This is a genomic window from Nocardioides anomalus, from assembly GCF_011046535.1.
Lineage (GTDB): Bacteria > Actinomycetota > Actinomycetes > Propionibacteriales > Nocardioidaceae > Nocardioides > Nocardioides anomalus.
In genome coordinates this window covers 2605823-2621538 of sequence record NZ_CP049257.1, presented here as the reverse complement: position 1 = coordinate 2621538, position 15716 = coordinate 2605823, and the positions used below count along the sequence as shown (strand labels likewise).

The window sequence follows — 15716 nt, the reverse complement described above, 5'->3', positions numbered from 1 at the left end:
CGGTGACGCAGCCCCAGGTCGAGAGGCCGAGCAACCTCAACCTCCCGAACGTCCTGACCTGCATCCGGATCCTGCTCGTGCCGTTCTTCGGCGCCGCCCTCCTGGTCGACGACGGCCACTCCGTCGGCTGGCGCCTCATCGCCTGGGCGATCTTCGTGGTCGCCATGATCACCGACAAGATCGACGGCGACATCGCCCGCAAACGCGGCCTGGTCACCGACTTCGGCAAGATCGCCGACCCCATCGCCGACAAGGCCATGACCGGGATGGCGTTCGTCGGTATCGCGATCATCTTCGACAGCCCCTGGTGGTGGGTCATCACCATCGTGGTGCTCGTGCGCGAGTGGAGCGTCACCCTGCTCCGGCTCTCGGTCCTCAAGCGCGTCGTGATCGCCGCCGACCAGCTCGGCAAGCTCAAGACCACCGTCCAGGTCATCGGCCTCGGCGGCCTGGTCCTGCCGTTCCGCGACCCCGACCTGCCGGACTGGATGCACACGCCCGGCGACGTCCTCTACTGGCTCGCCGTCGTCCTGACCGGCGTCGCGGTGGTGCTGACCGTGGTGTCCGGTGCGCAGTTCTTCCTCGGCGTCTGGCGCCAGCGGCACGCCCTGCGGGGGCGCTGAGACCGCCGGGCCCTTGACGGACCGCCGAACGTCATCAAGAGTTCACGAGTCGCACCGTCTCGGGTCCGGTGGCGCCGCGTAGGTTCTCCGTGCCCGGGACCCCCCGGCACCCCTCGTCACACCTGCGTCGACCTCGTCGAGCCCCGGCTCGGCGGGGCCGCCCACCAGTCTCGGAGATCTCGCATGCCTTCATCCCGGCCGCGCCGTCGCGCCCGCCTGTCAGCGCTCGTCACGGGGGCCCTGGCCCTGGGTGGCGCCCCTCTCCTGCTCGCTCCCGGTTCCGCCGAGGCGGTCAGCGCCACGGTCCTCATCAACGAGGTCTACGTCAACGGCGGCTCCGCCGGCGCGACGTACACGAACAAGTACGTCGAGCTGCGCAACCTCACGGGTGAGGACATCGCCCTGAGCGGCATGTCGATCCAGTACCGCGCTCCCGGCACCACGGGCGCGTCCGGCATCATCACCCAGCTCACCGGATCCATCCCCGCCCACGGCTACTACGTCGTGGTCGGAGGCAGCAACGGTGCGAACGGTGCCGCGGTGCCGACGACGACCGGGGCGTCGCAGTCGGCGACCGGGTCCTTCAACCCTGGCGGCGGCGGCGGCACGGTCGCGCTGATCAACGGCTCGACCTCGGTCGACCTGGCGACCCTCTCGAACTCGGTCGACAAGCTCGGCTACGGCACCAGCAACGCCCCGGAGGGCGGCGCGTCCGGCGCCGGCCCGACCGGCAACTCGGTGACCATGTCGATCGGTCGCACGAGCGCGACGGACACCGACGTCAACACCGACGACTTCGCGGCGCAGACCCCGACCCCGAACGCCGACAACCCCACCGCCTCGGCGACGGTCGCCCTGACCAACCCCGGTCCACAGTCGGGCTACGTCGGCTACCCGATCGCTCCGCTCCAGCTGGTCGCGTCCGGCGGGGACGGCACCAGGAGCTACACCGCCACCGGCCTGCCGGCAGGTCTCTCGCTCGACCCGGCCACCGGTGTCGTCACCGGGACGCCCACCACGGCCGAGGCCCCGACGGTGACGGTGGGCGTGACCGACACCTCCGGCACCGACAGCGAGCAGTTCACCTGGACCATCTCCGCCGCCCCCGCCAGCTCGGCCATCGCGACGATCCAGGGCACGGGCTCGGCCTCGGCCCAGGTCGGCCAGCGGGTCGCGACGCAAGGGGTGGTGACGGCGCGCTACCCGACCGGCGGTCTCAACGGCTTCTTCGTCCAGACCCCGGGTCCGGACACCGCGAACGCCTCGGACGCGATCTTCGTCCAGGGGTCCGGCACCTACCCGGACGTCGGTACGTCGGTCGACGTGGTCGGGACGGTCAGCGAGAGCTTCGACCTGACCCGTCTCACGGGCGCGGTCTGGCGCGCACACACCCCGTCGCTCGGCGCGGTCCAGTACAAGACCGTCATCCCCGGGACCGACTGCCCCCTGCCCGGCGACACCTGCCTCAGCGGCGCGACGCTCGACACGGCTCGGGAGGTCGTCGAGGGTGAGGCCTTCCAGCCGGCTGCGTCGAACCCCTGGACCCTCACCGACGTCTACGACGGCCGCCCGTACTACGGCACCGGCGACGAGGGCGGCAGCTCCAACTTCGGCGAGCTCGGCGTGGCCGCCGAGAGCGACCAGGCCCTGGTGGCTCCGACGGAGCTCTTCGACGCCCAGACCCAGGCCGTCCAGGTGACGAACCGGACCAGGTGGAACGACGCCCACCGGATCGTCCTCGACGACGGGACGAGCACGAACTACTCGACCGTGAGCGGCTCCGCGCTGCCCTGGATGTCGAAGGACTACGTCCCGCGTGTGGGAGCATCGGTGACGTTCCCGGGCCCGGTGGTCCTCTACAAGGACTTCGGCGTGTGGCGGGTCGAGCCGTCCACCCCCGTCGCCGGTGTCCCGTCCTCGACGCAGCCCCAGCTCGAGCAGACCCGGGCGGCCGAGGCGGCACCGGCCCCCGTCGGCGGCGACGTCCGGCTGGCGACGTTCAACGTCCTGAACTTCTTCCCCACCACCGGCGAGGAGTACGTCGGCAACGGCCTGGGCGTCTGCACCTACTACGACGACCGCCAGGCCCACCACATCACCACCCGCAACTGCGGCAACCCGAGCACCGACTCCGGCAACGGGCCACGAGGCGCTGCGAACGCCGACAACCTGGCCCGCCAGCAGACCAAGATCGTCTCGGCCATCACGACCGCAGACGCCGACATCGTGTCGCTCGAGGAGCTGGAGAACTCGGCCAAGTTCGGCAAGAGCCGCGACTTCGCGATCGGCCAGCTCGTCGACGCCCTCAACCAGGCGTCGGCCCCGGGCACCTGGGCCTACGCCCCCTCGCCGACCGGGGCAGACCTGCCGCCGATCGGCGACGAGGACGTGATCCGGACCGGCTTCATCTACCAGCCGGCCGCGGTCTCACTGGTCGGGAGCTCGAGGATCCTCGTGGGCAGCGCGGCGTTCGCCAATGCCCGTGAGCCGCTGGCCCAGGCGTTCAAGAAGACCGGCGCGCCCGACTCGGCGGCGTTCACGGTCATCGTGAACCACTTCAAGTCCAAGGGCTCGGGCGCCGACGACGGCACCGGGCAGGGCAACTCCAACCCGGACCGCGTCGCGCAGGCCAACGCGCTCGTGGGCTTCGCGAACCAGTTCAAGGCCGACCGCGGCACCGACCGGGTCTTCCTGGTCGGCGACTTCAACGCCTACTCCCACGAGGACCCGGTGCAGGTCCTGGAGACCGCCGGCTACGCGGCCGTCGACTCGACCACCGACCCCGGTGAGGAGACCTACAACTTCGACGGTCAGATCGGCTCGCTCGACCACGTCTTCGCCAACGCCCCCGCGAAGGCCAGCGTGACCGGTGCCGACGTGTGGCCGATCAACGGGTACGAGTCGGTCCTCTACGAGTACAGCCGCTACAACGCCAACATCACCGACCTCTACGACGCCGGGCCGTTCCGGTCCTCCGACCACAGCCCGGAGATCGTCGGCATCACCGCCACCACCCCCGTGGCCCAGGCCACGGTCCAGTCGCCGCCGGCGGTGTCCGTGACCTACGGCCAGCCCACCGTCATCCCGGTCCAGGTGTCCGCCGCCGGCGCCGCCCCGACCGGCACGGTGACGGTCTCCCTCGGAGCGGCGACCCTGGGCACGGGCACCCTGACGGGCGGCCGCACCACGGTCACCATCCCGCCCAGCTCGCTCGCCCCCGGCACCTACTCCCTCACGGTGCGCTACTCCGGGGACGGCGCAGTGCAGCCAGCGAGCACCACGACGACGCTGAGCGTCGCCAAGGCCGCGTCGTCGGTCGAGGCGGACACCAAGCAGGACAAGCCGACCGTGGGCGACAAGATCAAGGTGGTCGTCGACGTCCAGGGAGCCGGCGGACTGCCGGCGACCGGGCAGGTGACCGTGGTCGTCAAGGGAGGCCGCGACGTCACGGCCACCCTGGTCAACGGCAGCGTGGTGGTCAAGGCCGGCCGGTACACCAAGCCCGGCAAGCGGACCGTCGTCATCACCTACCTGGGCAGCTCCACGCTCGAGGCGAGCACGACGACGCTCAAGGTCAAGGTCAAGCCGAAGACCAAGGGGGGCGGGCGGGGCTAGCCCGCCGTCCTACGCTCGGGGTCGTGGAGGTCGTCGCCGCGCGGGTGCTGCAGCTGCTGGTGGAGCGCGGCGCGACGGTCGCGACCGCCGAGTCCTTGACCGGCGGTCAGCTCGCGGCGGCGCTGACGGCGGTGCCGGGGGCGTCGCGGGCCTACCTCGGCGGTGTGGTCAGCTACGCGACGTCGGTGAAGGAGCGGGTGCTCGGCGTACCCGAGGAGCTGGTCGCGCGGTACGGCGTCATCTCGCCCGAGTGCGCGCTGGCCATGGCGCGGGGGGCGGCCCTGATCACCGGCGCCGACTGGGCGCTGGCCACGACGGGTGTGGCCGGGCCGGACCGGCAGGAGGGTCACCCGCCGGGCACGGTGCACGTCGGGCTGGTCGGGCCGGGGGTGGCCACGGCACTGGCGCTGGAGCTGGTCGGGGACCGGGCGGCGATCCAGGCGCGGACGTGCGCGGAGGCGCTGTCGGCGCTGGCGGGCATGCTGGACGGCGCCACGGCGGGGCGAGATGAGCCGCGGGAAGATCGGGGCCTCGGGTAGCGTTGACCACCCGTAGCCCCGCGAGGGACGAGAGGAGACCCGCATGGTGCTGTTCCGTCGGCTGCTCGGCGACGTGCTCCGCGCCCAGCGGATGCGCCGCGGCATGACGCTGCGCGAGGTCTCCGCCGAGGCCCGGGTCAGCCTGGGCTACATCTCCGAGATCGAGCGCGGTCAGAAGGAAGCCTCCTCCGAGCTGCTGTCCTCGCTGTGCTCGGCCCTCGACCTGCCGCTCTCGGTGGTCCTGCGTGAGGTCTCCGACCTCGTGGCCCTCGAGGAGTCCCTGGTCGACGCGCCCGCGTCGTCCGACGTCGTCGCCAGCGCCGCCTGAGCCGTACCCTCGAGCCGTGCTGAGGGCGCGTCGCACGGCCGCGGTCCTGACCGCACTGCTGTGCGCGCCTCTGGTGGCGCTCACCCCCATCGCCTCCGCCTCCAGCTCGGGGGCGGCCAATCCGCCGCCAGCGCCAGGGTTCTTCACGCCGTCGGTCGGTGACGACGAGACGTTCCGGGCCGATCTCGAGGGGTTGCGCACCCAGCTCGCCGGCGACGGAGCGCACGAGGTGTCGATCCCGACGCCGTCGGGTCAGGAGCAGATCTTCCTCGTCTCCGAGGACTCGGTGCTGGCGCCGGCGCTGCAGGCCGCCCACCCCGAGATCCGCACCTACGCCGGCCACGGCGCCGACGGCAGCAGCATCCGGCTCGACATCACGCCGCTGGGCATGCACGCCATGGTGCGCACACCCGGTGGGTCGGCGTGGTACGTCGACCCGGTGCGGACCGCCCCCGGCGAGAGCCGAGTGCGTGCTCGCGCCGGGGACGCCGTGTCCGCACCACCCGTCCGGAGAGAGGCCGAGGCGGCCGAGCGGTCTGCGCCGACGGCAGCCGATCCGTCCTCCGACCCCGGCGGGCTGGTGTCGACCCGGACCTACCGCCTGGCCCTGGTCAGCACCAAGAGCCTCGCGGACCAGGTCGGCACCGAGAACGTCACCGCGGCGAAGGCCACCTGGGTCAACCGTCTCGACCTCGTGTTCGGTGACGAGCTCGCCATCCGGTTCGAGATGGTCGACGGCACCGATGCGCTGAACCTCGACACCACGGCGAAGCAGACCGGGACGAACGGACCCTGCGCGCCGTCCGCCTGCTTCACGGCCACGTCGCTGGCGACCTGCGGCCCGGCCACGCTCACCCGGATGCCCTTCGCGCTCGAGCGGTTGATCGGGTCTGCGAACTACGACATCGGCCACCTCGTCTTCGGCGTCTCGGCGGGCTTCTCGAGTCGCGGGGTCGTGGGCGGCCCGGACAAGGCCGGCGGGTGCAGCGGGTCGGCGGACCCGACCGACGACGGCTACGTCCTCGACTACCTCGCGCACGAGATCGGTCACCAGATGGGGGCCGAGAGCACCTTCAACGGCGTCGACGGCCAGTGCACCGGAGGACCCAGCACGCGCGTCGAGCCCGGGTCCGGCTCGTCGATCATGGGCTACGCCGGCAGCTGCGGCAGCGACGATCTGCAAGCGCACGCCGACCCGTCGTTCTCGTTCGCGAGCGCGGACCAGATCGAAGCGGCGACCTCGACGCCCACCACGGCGAGCGAACGTCAGGTGGTGAACCTCAGCGGGTTCGTCACCGGGAACTCCTTCACCCTGAGCTGCGACGGGTGCCCCACGTCGGCGCCGGTCACTCGCGGGTCGGACTACGTCGCCTCGACGCTCGCCCAGCGGGTCCAGGAGGCGACGGGTGAGGCGGCCCGTGTCTCGGCCGTCACCGGCGCGGCGTTCACCGTCGACTGGGAGAGCACCGACGACGTGCCGACGCTGACCGTGCAACCGGTGGTCGGCGACTTCACCTCCTCCACGGGGACCATCTTCGACGGTGGGCCGACCGACCCGGGCGGCACCGTCACGGAGTCCACGAACCACGCCCCGGTGGTGGTCGCGCCGGCCGACCGCAACATCCCGACCGGCACGCCGTTCACCCTGACCGGCGACGGCAGCGACGAGGACGGAGACGAGCTGACCTACGTCTGGGAGCAGACCGATGCGGGCACCGCTCCCGGCACCGCGCTGCTGGACAACGCCAAGGAGGACGGGCCGCTGTTCCGGTCCCCGAGCAGCGAGGAGCGGACCGAGAGCGGCGACCTCCCGACGCGGACCTTCCCCGACCTCGACCAGGTCCTCAACGGCCCGACGAACGCGGCCACGGGCGAGTGCCCCGACCTGCCGGACAGCGGACCGGTGCCCCCGGGGACCGTGGACTGCTTCTCCGAGTTCCTGCCCACCAGCGACTGGCGCGGCGACGGGTCGCGGGTCCTGCACTTCCGGCTCACCGCCAGCGATGCCTCCCCGCCGGACGCCGGTCCGGACCACGCCGCCGGCCGCGGATCCGACGACGTCGCGCTCACGGTCGACCCCACGGCGGGGCCGTTCCTGGTCACCTCGCGGGCCACCGCGGGCACCCCCGGTGCGGGACCGGAGATCGTGACGTGGTCGGTCGCCGGCACCGACCGGGCGGCGCTCGCCCCGCTGGTGCGCGTCAGCCTGTCGATCGACGGAGGGCAGACCTTCCCGATCGAGCTGGCCTCGTCCACCCCGAACGACGGCTCAGAGCTCGTGGTGCTGCCCGAGGTGACCACCAGCCACGCGCGGATCAAGGTCGAAGCGGTCGGGAACTACTTCTTCGACGTCAACGACGCGGACTTCGCCATCGAGCCGACGGGTGGCAACGCGGCGCCCGTCGTGGACGCGGGGCCAGACGGGGTGGTGACGGTCGGCGCGGTGTTCACCTCCGCCGGTACCTTCGCCGACGACCGGCTGACCGGTGAGCAGCTGAGCGTCGACTACGGCGGCGGGGCCGGCCCGCAGCCGCTGGCCTTCTCCGGCGCGTCGTTCGCGCTGCAGCACACCTACACCTCGCCGGGCGTCAAGACGGTCACGGTCCGCGCCACCGACTACGCCGGACTGACCGCGACCGACACCGCCACCGTCACCGTGCGGACGACGTCGAGCACCACCGGCAAGGCCAAGCCGCGCAGGGTCCACCGCGGTCGAGGGTTCCGGGTCAAGGTCTCGGTCGCGTCGAGCGTCGCGCCGGCCGGAGAGGTCGAGCTGCGGCTCGGGACCAAGCTGCTCGGGGTGGCGACCCTGCGCGAGGCGCGCGCCACCGTGCGGGTCGGGGCCAAGCGGGCCGAGCAGCTGCGGGCCGGGCGCAACGAGCTCACCCTCGTCTACCTCGGCTCGCCGATCGTGGTGGGCAGCCAGACCCCGGTGAGCGTGCGGATGGTGCGGCCGAAGCGTTAGTCAGGTCTCGGGCTGGCAGCTCGGGCACCAGTACGACGCGCGCTCGCGTCCGACCGGGCCGCGCTTGCGCATGGCGACGGCGATGGGCGTGCCGCAGCGGCGGCAGGCGGACTTGTCGCGGCGGTAGACCCACAGGCGCTCGCGCTCGCGCAGGTCGCCGGTGGTCGTCTGCACCGGGCGCTCCTTGTTGAGGTCGAGCATCTGGCGGGCGCGGCGGACCAGGCGGGGGAGGCCGTCGACCTGGGCGACGGGGGTCTCGGGGTGGAGGCCGGCGACGAAGCAGAGCTCGGCGGCGTACATGTTGCCGATGCCGGCCAGGTTGCGCTGGTCGAGGAGGGCCTCGTGGAGGGGGCGGCCGGGGTCGGCGCGGAGGTTGGCCAGGGCATGCTCCTCGTCCCAGTCCGGGCCGAGGAGGTCGGGGCCGAGGTGGCCGACCACGTCGGGCTCGAGGTGGCGGGGGAGCAGCTCGACGATGCCGAGGGAGAAGCCGATGGCGACCGCGCGCTGGGTGGTGAGCACCACGCGGGCGTTGCTGGCCGCGCGGGGCCAGCGCTGGCCGGGGCGGACGACCTTCCAGCTGCCCTCCATCTTGAGGTGGGTGTGCAGCGTCCAGTCGCCGTCGCCGTGGGAGATGCGGGTGAGCAGGTGCTTGCCGCGCGAGACGGTCTCGAGCACGGTGCCGCCGCTGAGGTCGGCGGTGGCGTGCTGCGGCACCCGGAAGTCGGTCACGGTCAGCACCTGGCCGCTCAGCGAGCGGTCGAGCAGCCGGCCGGCGCGGTAGACGGTGTCGCCCTCGGGCACGCCGCCGCCTAGGCCGCGCGGAGCCGGAGCCCGCGCGGCGTGGTGACGAACCCGGCCGCGTCGAGCGCCTCGCGCAGCGGGGTGGAGCCGCCGCCCAGCAGCGCCTCGCCGTCGGCCCGCTCGACGGTGAGCCGGCCGAGCGAGCCGCGTCGAGCCGCCTCGGCCAGGGCCGCGGCGCCGGGGTCGAGCCGCTCGCGGTCCTCGCTCCAGGTGAGCAGGGTCTTGCCGCCGCGCTCGACGTACAGCGTCAGCTCGCCGTCGACCAGGACCACGAGGGCGCCCGCCTTGCGTCCGGGGCGGTGGCCGCCCTCGCTCTCGGGCCAGGGCAGGGCCGCGCCGTAGGGGTTGGCGGGGTCGGTGGCCGCCAGGCAGACCGCGACCGGCTTGGCCCCGTCGCCACCGTCGTCGACCTCGGAGAAGGTGCGCAGCCGGTCGATGGCACCGGCCGTGCCGAACTGGGCGGCGCCGAGGCCCTCGACGAAGTACCCCCGCCGGCAGCGACCGGAGTCCTCGAAGGCCGACAGGACCTTGTAGACCGCGGCGAATCCGCCCGGCTGCCGCTCGCTCATGACCGCGCCGCGGATGACCACGCCGTGCCGGTCGAGCAGGCGCTCGGCGGCGGCGTGGGCCCGGCGGGTCGGGTCCGTGTCGAGCTCGGGCAGCAGGGCCCAGCGACCGGCGGTCTCGGGCGGGCCGCTGCGCAGGGCCATCCCGCCGCGGCCGGTGGTGCTGGCCATGCGCGGGCGGGCGGGCGCGCGCTTGGTCCGGTGGGCCGCCCCACCGGCACGGGTGAGCGCACGCAGTGGGGTGAGGGTGTCGTTGCTGATCCGGCCGGCCCAGACGAGGTCCCACAGCGCGGCGCTCAGGGCCTTGTCGTCGCGGGCGCCGACCTGGGTGGCGAGCTGGCGGAAGAAGTACGCCCCGCCGCCGGCCAGCGCGTCGAGCACGGACTGGTGGAGCTCGCTGTGCTCGAACGGCTCGTGCTCCGGCAGCGTGAGCGGCGCCTGGTCGGCGAGGTGGAGGCTCACCCAGCCGTCGGAGCCGGGCAGCGAGCCGTGGCCGGCCCAGAGGACCTCGCCGGAGGCGGTGAGCTCGTCGAGGTACGACGACTCGAAGTCGCGCACCCGTGCGCTCAGCACCAGCGGCTCGAGCGCGCTGGCCGGCACCGGGGCGCCGGCCAGCTGGTCGATGACGCTCAGCACGCCGTCGACACCGCGCAGCCCGCCCCGGTTGCCCGTCGACGTGACGTGCTGCCAGGCGCTGAGGAACCGTCCGAGCGCGGCCGGCGGGACCGGCTCGACCTCCTTGCGCAGCCGGGCCAGGCTGCGCCGGCGCAGCGAGCGCAGCACCTCGGCGTCGCACCACTCCAGCCCGGAGGCGCCCGGTCGGAACTCGCCGTCGAGCACCCGACCCTGACCGCCGAGCCGCTGCAGCGTGAGGCGCACGACGGCGGCACCGAGCCCGAGCCGGGTGGCGACGTCCTCGGTGGTGAAGGGACCGTGGGTGCGGGCGTAGCGCGAGACCAGGTCGGCCAGCGGGTCGTCGACGGGGTCGGTGAAGGCGTCGGGAGTGCCCGGTGGCACGGCGACCCCGAGCCCGTCGCGCAGCCGGCCGATGTCCTCGATGGCGACCCAGCGCGGCTCGCCGGCCACCCGCACCTCGGCCACCCGCCGGGTGGCGGCCAGGGTGGCCAGGGCCTCCGGGGCGTCGACGCCCTCGGCCGTGCGGGCCGCGATCTCCTCGGCGGACAGCGGGCCGAGCAGGCGGAGCAGGTCGGCCACGCCCTCGGCGCCCCGGGCCCTGCGCTCCGGGGTGAGCCGTTGCAGCTCGTCCTCGACCTCGGTGAGCACCTGGGGGTCGAGCAGCTCGCGCAGCTCGGCGCGCCCGAGCAGCTCGGCCAGGAGGCCCTGGTCGAGCGAGAGGGCCGCGGCCCGGCGCTCGGCTATGGGGGAGTCGCCCTCGTAGACGAACTGCGCGACGTACCCGAAGAGCAGGCTGCGCGCGAACGGGCTCGGGGACGCGGTGGCCACGTCGGTGACCTGGACGCTGCGTTGCTCGACCGCACGCATCAGCTGGACCAGCGCGGGCAGGTCGTAGACGTCCTGGAGGCACTCGCGGACGGCCTCGAGGACGATGGGGAAGGAGGGGTACTTCGAGGCGACCTCGAGCAGGGCCGCGCTTCGTTGGCGCTGCTGCCACAGCGGGCTGCGGCGGCCGGGGTCGCGGCGCGGGAGCAGCAGGGCGCGGGCGGCGCACTCGCGGAACCGGGACGCGAACAGCGCCGAGCCGCCGACCTCCTGGGTGACGACGTCCTCGATCTCGTCGGGCGCGAAGACCACGATCTCGCCGCTGGGTGGCTCGGCGTCGGTGTCGGGGATGCGGATGACGATGCCGTCGTCGGAGGCGACGGCCTGGCCGTCGATGCCGAAGCGCTCACGCAGCCGGGCGTTGATGGCCAGCGCCCAGGGCGCGTGCACCGGCGTGCCGTACGGCGAGTGCAGGACCAGGCGCCAGTCGCCGAGCTCGTCGCGGAACCGCTCGACCAGCAGGGTCTGGTCGCTGGGCAGGACCTGGGTCGCCTCGAGCTGCTCGTGGAGGTAGGTCACGAGGTTGCCGGCGGCGTAGTCGTCGAGCCCCTCGGCCTTGGCGCGCTGCTCGGCCTTCTTCTTGGGCAGGCTGGCCAGCTCGCGGGTGAACGCGCCGACGGCGGCCCCGAGCTCGGCCGGCCGGCCGAGCGCGTCGCCCTTCCAGAACGGCAGCCGCCCGGGCACGCCCGGCGCGGGCGTGACCAGGACGCGGTCGTGGGTGATGTCCTCGATCCGCCAGCTGGTGGCGCCGAGGGCGAAGACGTCGCCGACGCGTGACTCGTAGACCATCTCCTCGTCGAGCTCGCCGACCCGCTTGCCCGGGCCCTCGCCGCCGACCAGGAAGACGCCGAACAGACCGCGGTCGGGGATGGTGCCGCCGCTGGTCACGGCCAGCCGCTGGGCGCCCGGACGGCCGGTGAGGGTGCCGGTGACCCGGTCCCAGACGATGCGGGGGCGCAGCTCGGCGAACTCGTCGCTCGGGTAGCGGCCGGACAGCAGGTCCAGCACCGCGTCGTACGCCGAGCGGGGGAGCTTGTCGAAGCTGGCCGTCCGCTTGACCAGGGCGTAGAGGTCGTCGACGCCCCAGGCCTCCATCGCGGTCGCCGCCACGATCTGCTGGGCCAGCACGTCGAGCGGGTTGGCGGGTACGCCGAGGCTCTCGATGGCACCGCTGCGCATCCGCTGGACCGCGACCGCGGTCTGGGCCAGGTCGCCGCGGTGCTTGGGGAACAGCACGCCCCGGCTGACCTCGCCGACCTGGTGACCGGCGCGACCCACGCGCTGGAGCGCGCTGGCCACGCTGGGCGGGCTCTCGATCTGGACGACGAGGTCGACCGCGCCCATGTCGATGCCGAGCTCGAGGCTGCTGGTGGCCACCACGGCGGGGAGCCGGCCGCGCTTGAGGTCGTCCTCGATGAGCGCGCGCTGCTCCTTGGACACCGAGCCGTGGTGGGCCTTGGCGATGACCGTCTCGGCCGCGCTGCTCGCCCCGGACTGGGCCATCACCTGCGCCGGGCTCTGGCCGGGCAGCAGCTTCTCGCCGCTGGCCCGCTCGAAGGCGATCTCGTTGAGGCGGGCCGTGAGCCGCTCGGAGAGGCGCCGGCTGTTGGCGAAGACGATGGTCGAGCGGTGCTGCTCGATGAGGTCGACGACGTGCTCCTCGACGTGCGGCCAGATCGACTGGGCCCGGCTGGGCTCCTCCTCGCCGGAGTCGTCGTACGCCTCCGGCGCGGTCATGTCCTCGACCGGCACGACGACCTTGAGGTCCCACTCCTTGGCGCTCGGCGGGGCCACGATCTCGACCGGCGCCGCACCGCCGAGGAAGCGCGCCACCTCCTCCAGCGGTCGCACGGTCGCGCTCAGCCCGACCCGCTGGGCCGGCCGCTCGAGCAGCGCGTCGAGCCGCTCCAGCGTGACCGCGAAGTGGGCGCCGCGCTTGGTGCCGGCCACCGCGTGCACCTCGTCGAGGATCACGGTCTCGACCCCGCGCAGGCTCTCGCGCGCCTGGCTGGTGAGCATGAGGAACAGCGACTCGGGCGTGGTGATGAGGATGTCCGGCGGCGCGGAGACGAGCTTGCGGCGATCGGCCGCCGCGGTGTCGCCGCTGCGCACGCCCACGGTCACCTCGGGCACCGGCTGGCCGAGCCGGTCGCCGGTGTGGCGGATGCCGGTCAGCGGGCTGCGCAGGTTGCGCTCGACGTCGACCGCCAGGGCCTTGAGCGGGCTGACGTAGAGCACCCGCGTGCGCTTGGTCTTGTCGGTCGGCCGCTCGCTGCTCAGCAGCCGGTCCAGGCTCCACAGGAACGCCGACAGCGTCTTGCCGGAGCCGGTCGGCGCCACCACCAGCGCGTGCCGGCCGGCCCCGATCGCCTCCCACGCGCCCACCTGCGCCGGCGTCGGCTCCGCGAAGGCCGCCGAGAACCACGCGCGCGTGGGCTCGCTGAAGCGGCCCAGGGCGGGGTGGGGCGCGGGGTCGGCGGACGACATGTCGACAAGTCTTGCTCAGACCACCGACAGTCGGCCGGTACCAGGTCCAGCCGGACGCCCGTGCCGGTCTGCGCGGTGGTCGACCTCCGGACGACCGGGCTCGATCCTCGTCGGTGGAGCCGGACCCGGTAACGCCGTAGACCACGGCCCTCGCCGCCGTCTGCGGGCCGGTCGCGGGCGGGTCCCTCGCCCCCTGCTGGCTCACCGAGGAGGCCGTCCTGCAGGTGCTCGGTGAGACCCGCGCCGACCGCTGAGTAGGTTGACGACCATGAGCGAGACGCCCGAGGAGCAGACCGAGCGGGAGCGGATCGATCGCCGGGCGGAGCTGCTGCCCGAGGAGGAGGCGGCGGGGAGCGACGACCCGGAGGCGCAGGCCGCGGCGATCCTGGCCGAGTCCGACGAGCGCGTCGCGGACTCCTCGGGCACGCGTGCGGAGTCGGTGCAGACGCCCGGCGAGGACGACGCCCACGACTGAGGCCCCCTGCGGCCACCGGGACCCGGACGTCCTGCGGGCCAAGCTGGCCCGGGTGCACGAGCCGCACGTGGGCGCGGTCAACCGGTTCGTCGAGGCGCTGGCGACGGAGCGCGGCGCGCCGGTGCCGTACGTCGACCCGGACTCCGGCGGCGTGGGAGCCCGGGTGCTCATGGTCCTGGAGACGCCGTCGCGGCGCGGCGCGCTGCGCAGCGGCATGGTGTCGGTGGACAACGACGACGCCACCGCGCGCAACCTGTGGCTGGCGCTCCGCGACACCGGCACGCCGCGCTCGCTCGGGCTGCTGTGGAACGCCGTGCCGTGGTACGTCGGGACCGAGCGCCGCAACGCCGCGGTGACGCGGGCCGACGAGGGTGCCGGCGCCGAGGTGCTGCTCCGGCTGCTGGCGCTGCTGCCCGAGGTGCGGGTGGTGCTGCCGTTCGGGCGGCCGGCGGGACGGTGCGTGGCCGTCGTCGGGGCGGAGCTGGCCGGGCGGGGGATCGCGGTCGTGGCGTCGATCCACCCGAGCCCGAACAACTACGCCGCCCGGCCGCACGCCCGCGTGGAGGTCGAGGGCGCGCTGGTCCGGACGCGGGGGCTGGCCGGTGGATGATGGCGCCATGAGCGACCTCGCCGACCGGCTGACCCGGGAGCTCGACGAGCGGCTCGCGGGCGCCGATGCGGCGCTGGCCAGGGACTACCCCGGCGAGCGGCCGGGCCGGCAGCCGGTGCACACGGTCTACGTGCCGGCCGACCGGTACGACGCGGGGCTGGTCCCGGCGTACGGCGCGGCCGCGCTCCGGGCCCTCGACGACCACGCGCGGGCCTTCGCGGACCTCGTCGGCGACGACGAGCTGGTGCAGCGGGTGCGGGCCAAGCTCGCGAGCGAGCCGGTGGAGGACCTGCGGGTCGACTTCGAGGACGGCTACGTCGGGCGCACCGACGAGGACGAGAGCGCGGACGCGGAGCGGGCCGCGAACGCGCTGGCCGAGAGCCAGCGCAACGGCGAGGCCGCGCCGTTCGGCGGCATCCGGGTCAAGTGCTTCGAGGCCGCCACCAGGGGGAGGGCGCTGCGCACGCTCACGGCGTACGTCGAGACCGTGCGCGAGGCGGGTGGCAGCACCGAGGGCTGGGTGGTGACGCTGCCCAAGGTGACCAGCGTCGACCAGGTCGAGGCGATGGTGCACGTGGCCGACACCCTGGACGTGTCCTTCGAGGTCCAGGTCGAGACGCCGCAGTCGATCCTCGGCCCGGACGGCACCGCGCTGGTCGCGCGGATGGTGCACGCGGGCGGGGAGCGGCTGACCGGGCTCCACTACGGCACCTACGACTACAGCGCGTTCGTCGGCATCGTGGCCGGCCAGCAGTCCCTGGAGCACCCGGTCGCCGACCACGCCAAGCTGGTCATGCAGGCGGCGGCCGCGGGGACCGGCGTGCGCCTGTCCGACGGCTCGACCAACGTCCTGCCGGTGGGCGACCCGGATCACGTCGAGGCGGCCTGGGCCAACCACCTGAGGCTGGTGCGCAGGAGCCTGGAGCGCGGCTACTACCAGGGCTGGGACCTGCACCCCGCCCAGCTGCCCACGCGGTACGCCGCGACGTACGCCTTCTACCGCAAGGGCCTGGCCGCCGCGCTGGACCGCCTCGAGGCCTACCAGCAGCGCGTGGAGGGCGGCATCGCCGACGAGCCGGCCACCGCCCGCGCGCTCGCCCGCTACCTGCTGCGCGGGCTGGACTGCGGTGCGGTCGACCCGGCGGAGATGCGGAACATCGACGCAACGCGGTTCCTCTAGGGTGCC

At 73.8% G+C, this 15716-nt stretch carries 10 protein-coding genes; 8 read left to right on the top strand and 2 right to left on the bottom strand.

The window, feature by feature from the left end:
* Positions 1–2: 2 nt before the first annotated feature.
* The 5 genes from pgsA (at position 3) to G5V58_RS13190 (ending at position 8070) form a co-directional block, all read left to right on the top strand.
* On the top strand, positions 3–623 hold the full coding sequence (gene pgsA, locus G5V58_RS13210; protein ID WP_165233392.1) for a CDP-diacylglycerol--glycerol-3-phosphate 3-phosphatidyltransferase: 621 nt from the start codon (positions 3–5) through the stop codon (positions 621–623).
* A gap of 183 nt (positions 624–806) precedes the next feature.
* Complete coding sequence (locus G5V58_RS13205; protein WP_165233389.1) at positions 807–4238, top strand: ExeM/NucH family extracellular endonuclease; 3432 nt, start codon at positions 807–809, stop codon at positions 4236–4238.
* Between the two features lie 23 nt (positions 4239–4261).
* Positions 4262–4777 carry a CinA family protein gene (locus G5V58_RS13200; protein ID WP_165233386.1) on the top strand — a complete coding sequence of 172 codons (516 nt, stop codon included), beginning with the start codon at positions 4262–4264 and terminating at the stop codon, positions 4775–4777.
* A 43-nt stretch (positions 4778–4820) separates the two neighbouring features.
* Positions 4821–5105: a helix-turn-helix domain-containing protein gene (locus tag G5V58_RS13195; protein ID WP_165233383.1), complete on the top strand. Its 285-nt coding sequence runs from the start codon at positions 4821–4823 to the stop codon at positions 5103–5105.
* Positions 5106–5121: 16 nt separating this feature from the next.
* Positions 5122–8070, top strand: a complete 2949-nt coding sequence (locus G5V58_RS13190; protein WP_165233380.1) for a reprolysin-like metallopeptidase — start codon at positions 5122–5124, stop codon at positions 8068–8070.
* On the opposite strand, the gene G5V58_RS13185 is transcribed toward G5V58_RS13190, so the two are convergent.
* The gene (locus G5V58_RS13185; protein WP_165233377.1) at positions 8071–8871 is read right to left on the bottom strand and encodes an Fpg/Nei family DNA glycosylase; all 801 of its coding nucleotides are present in this window, start codon (positions 8869–8871) and stop codon (positions 8071–8073) included.
* 8 nt (positions 8872–8879) lie between these two features.
* Entirely contained in the window at positions 8880–13445 is a 4566-nt protein-coding gene (locus tag G5V58_RS13180) for an ATP-dependent helicase (RefSeq protein ID WP_165233374.1), read from the bottom strand.
* Positions 13446–13713: 268 nt separating this feature from the next.
* On the opposite strand from G5V58_RS13180, the gene G5V58_RS13175 reads away from it, so the two are divergent.
* The 3 genes from G5V58_RS13175 to G5V58_RS13165 are packed head-to-tail and all read left to right on the top strand — an operon-like array spanning position 13714 to position 15710.
* Positions 13714–13920 carry a hypothetical protein gene (locus G5V58_RS13175; protein ID WP_165233371.1) on the top strand — a complete coding sequence of 69 codons (207 nt, stop codon included), beginning with the start codon at positions 13714–13716 and terminating at the stop codon, positions 13918–13920.
* Positions 13921–13972: 52 nt separating this feature from the next.
* Positions 13973–14530 carry a uracil-DNA glycosylase gene (locus G5V58_RS13170; RefSeq protein ID WP_165233368.1) on the top strand — a complete coding sequence of 186 codons (558 nt, stop codon included), beginning with the start codon at positions 13973–13975 and terminating at the stop codon, positions 14528–14530.
* 7 nt (positions 14531–14537) lie between these two features.
* Positions 14538–15710: a DUF6986 family protein gene (locus tag G5V58_RS13165; RefSeq protein WP_165233366.1), complete on the top strand. Its 1173-nt coding sequence runs from the start codon at positions 14538–14540 to the stop codon at positions 15708–15710.
* Positions 15711–15716 lie beyond the last annotated feature (6 nt).

Bases quoted from the DNA above. Each gene is read 5' to 3' on its own strand.
- G5V58_RS13205 (WP_165233389.1), top strand. From the start codon at position 807: ATGCCTTCATCCCGGCCGCGCCGTCGCGCCCGCCTGTCAGCGCTCGTC.
- G5V58_RS13195 (WP_165233383.1), top strand. From the start codon at position 4,821: ATGGTGCTGTTCCGTCGGCTGCTCGGCGACGTGCTCCGCGCCCAGCGG.
- G5V58_RS13180 (WP_165233374.1), bottom strand. From the start codon at position 13,445: ATGTCGTCCGCCGACCCCGCGCCCCACCCCGCCCTGGGCCGCTTCAGC.
- G5V58_RS13175 (WP_165233371.1), top strand. From the start codon at position 13,714: ATGAGCGAGACGCCCGAGGAGCAGACCGAGCGGGAGCGGATCGATCGC.
- G5V58_RS13165 (WP_165233366.1), top strand. From the start codon at position 14,538: ATGAGCGACCTCGCCGACCGGCTGACCCGGGAGCTCGACGAGCGGCTC.